The organism is Endozoicomonas sp. Z74 (assembly GCF_057680865.1).
Map to the genome: position 1 here is coordinate 1 of NZ_JBLYZI010000142.1, position 11095 is coordinate 11095.

An 11095-nucleotide genomic window follows, 5' to 3' on the forward strand; every position below is an offset into this window, starting at 1 on the left:
CCAATTGTAGATCTGCTGTACGCTGATACCGAGCTGTTCAGCAACAGCAGAAGCTTTGTGGTCTGGTAAGCCTGCCAGACGAACAGCTTCTTTTCGGAACTCTTCGGTATAAGCAGGGTTTCTATATTGGCTCATGATACACCTCCCAGTTAGACTGTAATCTAACTTAGCGGGGTGTCCACAATTCGTGGGTAACTCCTAACATTAACGCCACGGCAGAAGGAAAACGGGCAGCCCCTGAAAAAGTCGTTTACCCAGAGATCAAATATAAAACATCACCACGGAAGCCGCCGTCAATGATGCCAGGGACCAGTTAAACAGTTTCAGGCTACTGTCGTCCGTCAAAAACCGCTTTAGCCCAGAGCCGAAGGCTACCCAGATTGAGATGCAGGGCAGATTAACCAGAGTAAAGACCAAGCCAATCAACCAGGCCGAAAGGACATAATCCTCCCCCGACAGGGTAAAAACCGCCATACTGCTGATGGCCATCATCCAAGCCTTAATATTCACAAACTGGAACAGGGCCGCTTGCCAGAAAGTCATGGGCCTGGATTCCGCCTGATCACCGGTGGCCGGGCCGGAAGCCGCTATTTTCCAGGCAAGCCACAACAAGTATGCTGAGCCCAGGTATTTCAAACCACTCTGAAGAGCAGGATAGGCCTGAAACAAACTGCCCATTCCAAAAGCCACGGCCATCAGCAGAATAAAAAATCCCAGTGAAACCCCCAGCATATGGGGAATGGTCCGCATAAATCCATAATTCACCCCGCTGGCAGCCAGCATAATATTATTAGGCCCGGGAGTAATACTGGAACTGAAGGCAAACATCATTAATGGTAACCAGAGTATCTCAAGCTCGGTCATTCTTCTTTCCCTGTTGATTATTATTTCTCAAGAGGATTTAAACCCATACAATTAAAATTGCTGGAATCAAATACACCTGAAAAGTATGATTTCATCAAAAAAAAGGGTCAATTCATAAATTGTCACCATGACAAACCCATGCAATGCCACAGCCCTGACAGAACAATAACAAGGAGCGGCCTTAAAATGAGCTTATGGCAGCCGGATCTGTCCACCTTCTCCGGCCCGAAATACAAAGCACTGGCAGATGCCATAGAGCAGGCAATCAAGAATGGCACTCTCAGATCCGGTGAAAAATTACCCACCCAGCGACTATTGTCCGATCGACTGAAAGTCACCATCGGTACGGTCACCCGGGGCTATGCTGAAGCTGAAAGGCGCCGTCTGGTAACCGCCCGAGTCGGTAGCGGAACCTATGTAGCCGGTAAAACCTGGAATCAGGCTCAATTTCTGGTACCACCCCGACAGGAACCCTCCCTGGTTGACCTTAGCCTTACGCTTCCAGTTCCGGCACGAAGAGAAGAGATCCTTGCTGAAACCCTCGCTACCATTACCTCAGATCCCCGGCGGCTTAAATCTCTGCTGGACTATCTCCCGGAAACCGGGCTCACAAGACACAGGTCTGCGATATCCAGATGGCTAGCCAACCTGTCGATCTCCATTCCTCATGATAACCTGCTGATTACCAATGGTGGCCAGCATGCCAACATGATGGCCCTGCAGGCGGTTACCCGACCGGGGGATACCATTGTCTCGGAAAACCTGTCTTACCCAGGCTTTATTAATTCAACCCGACAGTGGCAAACCCATCATATTGGCCTGCCCATGGATGACTATGGATTGATACCGGAAGCCCTGGAACAGTGCTGCCAGAAGCACCGGCCAAAGCTGCTTTATCTGATGCCAGCCCTGCAAAATCCTACTGCAGTGGTTATGCCTCTTAAACGACGTCAGCAGATTATTACCATTGCCCGAAAGTACAATCTGATCATCCTGGAAGATGATGTGCAGTTTATTGATCCTGCAGAGCGCCTTCCCGCTCTTTTCAGCCTGGCTCCGGAGCAGGTGATCTATACCAGCAGCTTTTCCAAAACACTGGCAGGCGGCCTTCGTATCGGGTTTATAGGGTTTCCTGACAATCTCAGAGATAAACTGGTATCCGCCCTGCGCAGCGATTGCTGGGTAGCACCTCCACTGATGATGGAAGTAGCCTGTGAATGGATAGAATCCGGAATGGCTCAGCAGCTCATAGAGTGGCAGGCAGAAACCATCCGCTGCCGTCAGGCCATGGTAAAAAGTACCCTGAAAGGGTTAACGGTTCAGGGGGAACCTTTCGGCTTTCATGTCTGGCTGAAACTGCCGGAACCCTGGAGGGCGGAAACCTTTGTACGCCAACTGGAAAAACAGTCCATCCGTGTGCTTCAGGCGGAGCTGTTTGCTGTTGGTAGCACCGCGACACCCCAGGCCGTTCGGCTGTGCATCAGCAGCCCGGAATCAGACCATCAGGTTCAGTTCGCTCTTGAAACCATTCGTGATAGCTTAATGGTTGAGCCCACACCGATCTGCAGACCCATGGTATTTTGACGATGACCTCAGAACGCATGAAGCTGGTGACCAATTACCTGCTCTTCCAGCTGGGCTGGTTTGCCTGTGTCCTTGGAGGGAATACCATTGCCCTGATCACCGCAGTATTGGTCCTGATCATCCACCTGCTCTGGGTGGGCAACTGGCAGCAGGAAAAACAGTTGCTGGCCATCACCGTGCTGCTGGGCTGTGCCATAGACAGCTTCCTGGGCAACCTCGATATTCTCCAGTTCAATTCATCAACCACAGGCAATGGTCGCTTATTACCCCTTTGGCTGGCCTGCCTGTGGCTGCTTTTCGCCACCACTTTGCGGCACAGCCTGGACTGGACCCGGAGTCACAAGCTGGCAGGTGCCATTCTGGGCTTTTTTGGCGGACCACTGAGCTACCTGGCGGGCGCAAAGCTCAGCGATGTCAGCCTCGCTCAACCCATTTGGCAAACCTTGCTGATCCTGGCAGTGATCTGGTCGCTGACCATCCCCCTGCTGCAATCCTTTTCTGACGCCTGGCTGGCAAAACAACGGAATACTGTCGGGTAACTGCCCGTTATTCGAGTTCTTTTTCCAGGGTTTTATAGGCGAATATCTGGTTGAACTTCGGGCTTTTGCTGAGTTTTTTGAACCAGTATAAGCACCAGTGTCCTGCCGATAACGGCTGTGAAAACTCATTGTTGCCAATGGGAAAATAGTCGATGGTAACCGCAGCCCCTTCCTCATCCAGTGCATTGAACAAAATACCGGACCCCATTGCTGAACCATCCTCCATCAGCCGTGGACGACTGTGAAACACCATCTCCAGAGTGACCCGCCACTCTTCACGGGCATTACTCATAATTAAACTGAAGCGAGCAACATTAAATGGGGTTTCGGAACTCGAAGGAATAAACTGGTACGGCTCCAGACGTGAAGGAAATTTACGGACCATCAGGCCATCAAGAACATGATCTTTTTCTGCAAACCATTGCTTCAAGGCCGCCGAATGTCCATTCAGTACTTCATCGACAGAAGAACAAGGCAAAGTGATCGCTCCCATCCGATTGACTCTCCTAATCCATCAAAGCTCTGTTATTGTATAAACTGCCCCGGCTGCAGACTTGTCAGCATGAGGCATTTGCCGTTCAGGGCTACGTCTTCCTTTCTCTAAACCCGACCCAGTCATACAACTGGCGTCTTAGAAATATCTTTTATCACAGAGATATGACATTGAACATCTTTTAATGGGGGCTCAGTTGACTGATTCGCCTAAATTAGAACATTTGTGCAAAAATTTAACCGCTTTTCCCTCAGGAATAGCTGATGCTAAAGTAACCGATCTTACTGTTACCGGTATGACTCTCCTATGACAGAGAACGGGACAGTCAACGACACCTCAATCAATCCTAATTCTTTGAAATAAGCCCAAACTGCCTCAACGTTTTAACAGGATCAAATGACTCCTTGAACGTGTTTTCCAACTCTTTGACCTTTTTCTCGCCATAAATAGCAACAACCTGATCCCGGTCTTCTTTCCTGGGAACAAAGTACATCACTTCGTCAACTGCACTATCCAAAGCTGATCTGCTTCCACCCTGAGCGACTTTCTCGACATTGGACATGATTATTTCAGCAAAACGATCCCTTTCGCAGTTGTAGTTTGTTAGCCGGAACAAGAATGCGATAACCTTTCTCTGATTTTCAGGAGGCTCACTTAACAGCCAGTGCCGCTCCGGAACCGACATAGGGCTGATGTTACACGGGCTGGCCATGACATTAAGCGTCACCAGCAGCAACAATAAAAACGTGGTTTTACCTGGATGCTTCAATGATACACTCCCAAAACCTGGTATTTTGTGAATCCATCGGGGTCAACATCAAATGAAGACTAGCCATGTCCCATATTTTTTTCCGTGAAGTCTCGTTGATTGATTTGAGAGCTTTAGCCAATTCATCCCATTCGTAAGTCGCAATGCTGATGACCGTCAGTCCACGAGTAGACGGGGTCGCAAAAAACTCAAACAGTGGAGTGCTTATAGTTAGCGCTGATAAAGCGTTTGATAGAGACGTCACTCTCTCTATTTCTTTCAGTGCCTGAGTGGTATCTCTCGTTGGTTTAAAGCCCGAAAAACTACAATATTGTCTGAAGCTCACCTTGCCCCCCCTATGATCTAGCAGTGATTCAGCAGATAGTACTCACTTACGACAATTGAGAGTTGATGTATGTCATCCGGCTAGGCGATGTAAGCTTGGCATTGCCAATCAATGCAAACCAGTTGACGTAAGGCTGTCGTGACATCTCTACATGCGTACACTCAGGAAAAAGTAGAAAAAAGGCGTGTTGCCTGATATTTATCTAGTCTTCACGCTAAGCCTCTCCCATGGTGATTGACCATGAAACGACTAACCCTGCTGATCCTGACTGCGGTGCTGGGTGGGTGTGGTGAAACACCATACAGATCAGGTTACAGCACAATCCAATAGCGGCCTGACAAATGGCCAGGTAGACCCCATGGCAACTTTTAAACTCACAGAATACAGCCACGGTGCTGGCTGCGGCTGCAAAATCTCACCCCAGATCCTGGAAAACATACTGAAAACCCACCTTGACCTTCCCGATTTTCCAGGACTGATTGTGGGTAACTCCAGTAAAGACGACGCTGCCGTCATCGATATCGGCAACGGTGAAGGCATTATCAGCACCACCGACTTTTTTATGCCCATTGTCGATGACCCCTTTGATTTTGGCCGGATTGCGGCCACCAACGCCATCAGTGATATTTACGCCATGGGGGGCAAACCCATTGTCGCCATTGCCATACTCGGCTGGCCTGTAAACCAGTTACCTCCGGAAGTCGCCCGGCAAGTGGTCGACGGTGGGCGACAGGCCTGTGCTGATGCAGGTATTCCTCTGGCCGGGGGACACAGCATAGACGCTCCCGAACCCATTTTTGGTCTTGCTGTTACCGGCCGAGTCCCCCTGGAACGGCTGAAAAGAAACGATCAGGCTCAACCCGGTCACCGGCTTTTTCTGACCAAACCACTGGGCGTGGGCATACTGACCACGGCCCAGAAAAAGAAACAGCTGATGAATGAACATGAGCCGATTGCCCGTGACGCCATGTGCACCCTGAATGCCATCGGCTCAGACCTTTCCCTGCTCAATGGTGTCAGTGCAATGACCGATGTAACGGGCTTTGGCCTGCTGGGCCACCTGCTTGAAGTATGTGAGGGCAGCAACGTTCAAGCGACCCTTTTTATGGATAAGCTACCATTGTTGCCTTCCGTGGAGACGTACCGGCAACTGGGGTGTATTCCCGGTGGCACCTGGAGAAACTATGACAGCTACGGTGACAAGGTGGCTGCTCTTACCGAAGAACAAAAGCAGATTCTGTGTGATCCCCAGACCAGTGGCGGGCTCCTGGTCGCCATTGCTCCGGAAGCGGAAGAAGCCTTTCATAATGTGGCAGCCAGGTTTGGGTTAGAGCTGGAAGCCATTGGTGAGCTTTCAGCTTATGGGGGGGGGAAGTGGGCGGAGGTTTCTTGATTTTGGTCTTTGGGGATTGCTCGGCCATATACTACCCCCCTGCCATACCCTGAAAATTCAGGATACAGGCCATCCATGTCATACCCTGAATTCAGGTCTATAACTTGCCGTGCAGGCAGTTTAGCGTTACCCCGCTCCGGTGTTTGTCAACATAGTTAATGGGATGGTTCGCCCCTCTTACCGGCATTCATGAGCCACACTGTTGTTTGCCAGTGAACAGAATGAGGCAAATCACCCATGAACACTTCAGTACTCGGTATTGATATTGGCAAGAACTCTTTCCATCTTTTCGATGCGGCAGCAGATAGCCAGATATCAGCTCGCAAGAAGACGACAAGCCACAAACTGCTGGAGTACATTGCAACTCTTGAGCCTAGTACTATTGCCATGGAGGCCTGCTCCGGTGCCCACTATGTTGACAAACACCGCGACACGACTTCTGAAGGTTGACAAAGCGATCACGATTTCGAAGAGAAAGTATCTGATGGTCAGCAGGTAAAAACCGACGATCTGCTGAAACCTGTGAGACGACACGGTTGTGATAAGCCTGACAGTTGATAAGGGCGGATCGCGCGAATATCCATCAGGACCAGGAGTTTCCTCCGTAAACAGGCCGAATATATGAAAGCAGCTACTTATGCTTTTTCATCAGCTACAGGCTCTTGCAAACCGGGGCACACCATATATGTCATCTTCATGGCATTGATCCCTACAAATACCTGGTGGATGTCCTCCAGCGTATCAGTCTCCACCCGGCCAGGGATGTCCGGGATCTCATACCAAGATTATGGAAAGACAAATTCGGTGCTGATCCGATGACCTCAGATTTGGACTGATAGGGGGAGAATACCCCCTGTTTGAACGCTTACTATGAATCGGTGCTTATTGCTAAATAAGTTGGCCAGCTGCCAGAATTGACCATATTTGCCACCTTGAATTTCTCGAACATAGAGATCATCTGGTCTTTTACTTCAGCCTGAAAATTGAACTCCATATCATCTTTGTAAGGCATTCTTGTATACCAGTAGCCCATGCCCTGATCGAGCAGGACTTTGCTTTGCTTACCTGATACCCAGTCAACAGTAATTACCCTGCCATGCATCAGTTCCTTTGGATGATCAAGAATCTGGATTTCAGGTTCACAACCAAGAACACTCTGAAGCCATCGATATAGAATCTCTTCCTGATCTTTAGCGTATTTCCAGTCATGATTGATCAGATAACTGCTGTCACGATTACATGCTTGAAGGCTTTGCACGGCAACCCGTTTGAGGCTTTCGCCTTTAAACAGGTGTAAAAAACCACTCAAGAGCAACAATGACCACGGTGATTTCAAATATCGATCAGAGTAACTCACCTGAACAGCACTATCGTTTTCAAGTAATAAGGCTAGCTCCGTGGCTTTTTCCTTTATCAGCTTATTAAGCCTGTTGCACAAGGAAATAACCGGACCATTCAGTTCCGTTGTTAGCTGTAAAATAGAGGACCCAGCCGCTACAGGGCTCCAGCCTGATGTATCTATCGAGCTGCTCTCTACGGCACTGATCGCTTTTGATGAGATCAAAGCGTAGGCCTGATCAGATTGCAGCCAGTTTTCTCCTGGTTGTGTCAGCTCTTTTCTGTTGCTGTAGAGGCTGTAGCACTCAACCTCGGAATAAACCTGAACAAGAAGATGGGGCTCGCTGCTTAACCAGTTCTCACCCATAGCGACAATACTAATGCCAAAATCATTGAGTAATTGCAGGCTGCGTTTAACTTCATCGTCCAGATTTTCTGGATGTTCCACGCCCAGACGAACAGCAAACTTGTCCACTATTTGCCAGCTCAACACAAGCTCTCTGAATGCCGGATGGGCTAAATCCCACTCGCTGACAGCCCCTGTCAATGCAATCTGAATGGTTTTCTGACCGTCTTCACTGCACAGTTTGTTCATTGATGAGCGGATGAACTGCAAACTAGTTTGAGAGCAATAGGTGGCACCACTGATGGCGTTAAACTCTTTGGGCAGTTCCAGATAGGAGCTGAATTCACAGTCCAAAAGCCACTGTTTTGCAGCGTTTCTATCCAGCTCTTCCTGTTCAACTCGGCTGTCTTTGCTCGCAAGGCAGGTAGAGCAGACGTTTTCGCAATGCGCTTTGCATTCGAGCTTGCCCTGAACTTTCTTAAGCAGACTTGAGATATTGCTGACACCGGCAACAACAAAACCTGCGCCACCGCTTACAAGGTCAAATACCTGAACAACTGATCGTCCCTGACCGGTTTCAAGGTCTTTATCAAGTTTGTATCCAAAGCCCATCTCGGTGCTGGCGATACCCAGTTCGTCGGCTATGGCATCCCTTAATGAAACCGCCAGAGTGGTGGCTATCACCTGATGCTCAACAGAGTCACTGAGCCATTGACCGGTAACGGGGTTCCTGAGATATACCTCCAGCACATCGGTCTGGATTTTATACCCCAGATGCACATGAGGCTTAACAAACCCGCTACATTCGTTCTGCGTGCCTTGACGTGATTTTCCGCCAATGGGGCGATGAGTGTTTGGTGCTGCCAAATACTGTGGAGTGGTGCCGTCTAGATTCATTGAGTCTGCTTTGCCGCAACCCATGCAGATGGCATAGCCTTTCTCATGCTCCCCTGAGGAGTGGTAGAACACTGAGCCGTTATGCCCGTATTTGATAAAACCGCATCGTTTGTCCGGAAGGCTTAACGCTTCGCCATTCAGTTCTATCCTTGGACGCTCTACCTTTATAAATTTCTGGGAACTAATATCGTTGCTGGTGGGTTCATAAAAATCGGTTGTGAAGCCTGCTGGACGCAAGATTTCTTTTTTCTCGGAATGCTTTATCTCTGCCTGACAGTGATTGCACTTCAGATTGTCGCTGTTGCTGTAGGCATTCTCTTCAACACCGGTGGCACCACAGTTATTACAGCGCCAGGCAATATCAAACTTCTGGGTGTTCTGGAAGGCACTATAAAGCTGGATACCCGCTGAACGGTAAACCCTGCCATCTATGACAATTTGTGCACCGGGAGCATATTCCCGAATGGCAATATCCATCCCCCGGCTTGGCTGTTCTTTAGCGGTGAAAATATTATCTTCCCGGCTGGCTTTGTCTTTATTCTCTCGACTCTTGTCTTGCTTGAAATCTTCAACATTATAATTATTGAAGTTAACGACATTGGTCGGGAAGCCATACCCCGGCAAAAAGGCTCGGGCTGCAAGATCCCGGAGCAAGTATTCCTCTTCATGCCTTTTCATTTCCAGCTGAAGGGCGCGTCTGTAAGCGGGCTCTAAATCGGCTTTTAGCTTGCTTTGCAGCTTATTGAATTCTTGTTGCCAGCGCTCCTGAATTTCCTTGAGTTTTTCAACCCCGTCATTACAGATCGATACCAGTGAGCGCCCGGTCAATCCTGTATTCTTTACAAGCTGACGAATAGATTGTTCTACTTCAGCAGGCTGCGACTGAAGCCAGTCGATAAATTTCTGGCATTGAGACTCACTTTCTCCACCATAGAACCATTTCACATTCAGTTTGGTTCGGTCACGGTCAGTACTGGCGTATTGCTTAAGAAACATGGCCAGTAACATAGAATTGACATGACGCTGAACAATTCGGTCAGAACTTAAAGTAATGCCTGGTGCAGGTATAGCGGTAATGAACGGCCACTTAGGGTTGGTGAATGCCCTCTGGTTATGTGGGTCAGCCTTACAAAGCGTGTATGAAATGGCTCGCGCTTCACTTCTTCGGCCAGCTCGACCCGCACGCTGAAGGTAGTTAGCAGGGTGTGGCGGCACATTATTCATAACAACCGCTGAAATACCTCCTATATCCACGCCCATTTCCATGGTGGTTGAGCAGTTCAGTACATTCACTTTGCCTATCTTGAAAAGGTCTTCGTATTTTTCAAGCTTCTCGGAAGACTGCTGGGCTGAGTGTTCAGCGGTACGGTAATAGAATCCGCCTTCTACTGTCCGGTCATTGATATCCGTCCACAAGTTCTCACTTCGTGCAGTTTGAATGTCTTTGTTCTGGTCCACGAGGCTTCGAATTTCGTTGAGAGCAGCAACGCCGCCACTATTGGCAGCCAACTGAGATAATTCTGGTATTGTGACCTTGCGGCAGCGGAAGTCTTTCTCCTTGTAATTTCTGGGTAGATAGGGAGTAAGCCCTCTGAAAGTGGTATCCAGCAAGCGGTGGGTCAACGGGCAGACCCAGGCTTCTGTAGGCAGGGAAAACGTTAATGTTTCCAGTTTTAAAGCCCGACCTCTGTCCACTGTTTCCAGAATCAGGGTTTTCTCAGTCAAATCTTTCCATGCCTGCCGTAGCCATGCATTCATTTTGTCTGCCTGAAGCTGAACTTTCCTATCAAAGCCAGTGGCTGTCTCCAGCAGCTTTACCAGGCGATTGGGTTGTTTAGGGCTGGCAACCGGCCACTTTTTGATGGTGGTACTGGTCTCAATATCAGCGTCAGAAGGAAACAGTTTCTTCGATGTAAATTTGCTTCCCATCCAGCTTTGCATGACCGGGTCCAAAGCAATGAATGTGTTCTCACGGATATAAAAATCCAGTACGACCTTTAGAAAGTCTTTCCAGTCCTGTAAGGTCAGAGTTGTTTTTGGGTCAAGGAAATCGCCTTTGGCAGGTACAGCAGGAGTATTTTCCCAGTACTCTGGAGAGCTTTGTATTTTGTCGAGCCCTTTATAATTGACTTTTACGAGCCCAAGCGTTTCAGAGCTGTTTTGATTTTTTGGCCTGCGGGAGAATTCCCTTGCCATAAGCAAGGCAGACATTCGAAAACCGGCCGTAGATTCGCCAAACAAAATCGGATTTGCATAGCGGTTATAGTCAAGAATAAATTTGCTTATATCTAAGGTGCTAGCCAGGTCTTTGACTATGTGATCCCATTCCAGTTCGACAGAGTTGCTTCCTGTTTCTCCAGATTTGCTTTTCTCTGCCTCCCTTCGAATTTCAGCGGCGACAGCACGAAGTCCCATCCCCTCCAGGGCAAAAACATGATCAAGAATCAATCAGCCCAAGCACTTTCATCATATAGTCTTCATCCCAGCCACAGGTTTTACGTTTGTTCTTGATACCAGCCTTCACTGAAGTATCAAGCTTGAGAAGGT

The 11095-nt window shown here is 48.7% G+C and carries 9 protein-coding genes and 1 pseudogene; 5 read left to right on the forward strand and 5 right to left on the reverse strand.

The window, feature by feature from the left end; translation table 11 throughout:
• A partial coding sequence (locus ACNRUY_RS24275; RefSeq protein WP_488111291.1) for a transposase occupies positions 1-135 on the reverse strand: 135 nt, incomplete at its 3' end.
• A 126-nt stretch (positions 136-261) separates the two neighbouring features.
• Complete coding sequence (locus ACNRUY_RS24280; RefSeq protein WP_488114255.1) at positions 262-864, reverse strand: LysE family translocator; 603 nt, start codon at positions 862-864, stop codon at positions 262-264.
• A 186-nt stretch (positions 865-1050) separates the two neighbouring features.
• On the opposite strand from ACNRUY_RS24280, the gene ACNRUY_RS24285 reads away from it, so the two are divergent.
• Complete coding sequence (locus ACNRUY_RS24285) at positions 1051-2448, forward strand: aminotransferase-like domain-containing protein (protein ID WP_488114256.1); 1398 nt, start codon at positions 1051-1053, stop codon at positions 2446-2448.
• Between the two features lie 2 nt (positions 2449-2450).
• Positions 2451-2987 carry a DUF2878 domain-containing protein gene (locus ACNRUY_RS24290; RefSeq protein WP_488114257.1) on the forward strand — a complete coding sequence of 179 codons (537 nt, stop codon included), beginning with the start codon at positions 2451-2453 and terminating at the stop codon, positions 2985-2987.
• 7 nt (positions 2988-2994) lie between these two features.
• On the opposite strand, the gene ACNRUY_RS24295 is transcribed toward ACNRUY_RS24290, so the two are convergent.
• Positions 2995-3480, reverse strand: a complete 486-nt coding sequence (locus tag ACNRUY_RS24295) for a hypothetical protein (RefSeq protein WP_488114258.1) — start codon at positions 3478-3480, stop codon at positions 2995-2997.
• Between the two features lie 346 nt (positions 3481-3826).
• Positions 3827-4249 (reverse strand): hypothetical protein, encoded by a 423-nt coding sequence (locus ACNRUY_RS24300; RefSeq protein WP_488114259.1) that lies wholly within the window; start codon positions 4247-4249, stop codon positions 3827-3829.
• A gap of 683 nt (positions 4250-4932) precedes the next feature.
• Here ACNRUY_RS24300 and selD point away from each other — a divergent pair.
• The 3 genes and pseudogenes from selD to ACNRUY_RS24315 all read left to right on the forward strand — a co-directional run.
• A complete protein-coding gene (selD, locus tag ACNRUY_RS24305) occupies positions 4933-5967 on the forward strand; it encodes a selenide, water dikinase SelD (protein ID WP_488114260.1) in 1035 nt (344 codons plus the stop codon).
• A gap of 237 nt (positions 5968-6204) precedes the next feature.
• Positions 6205-6417, forward strand: a complete 213-nt coding sequence (locus tag ACNRUY_RS24310) for a hypothetical protein (protein ID WP_488114261.1) — start codon at positions 6205-6207, stop codon at positions 6415-6417.
• Between the two features lie 236 nt (positions 6418-6653).
• A pseudogene (locus tag ACNRUY_RS24315) lies at positions 6654-6803 on the forward strand (transposase domain-containing protein); the annotation flags it as partial.
• A gap of 32 nt (positions 6804-6835) precedes the next feature.
• Here ACNRUY_RS24315 and ACNRUY_RS24320 read toward each other — a convergent pair.
• A complete protein-coding gene (locus ACNRUY_RS24320; protein ID WP_488114262.1) occupies positions 6836-10996 on the reverse strand; it encodes a helicase-related protein in 4161 nt (1386 codons plus the stop codon).
• Positions 10997-11095 lie beyond the last annotated feature (99 nt).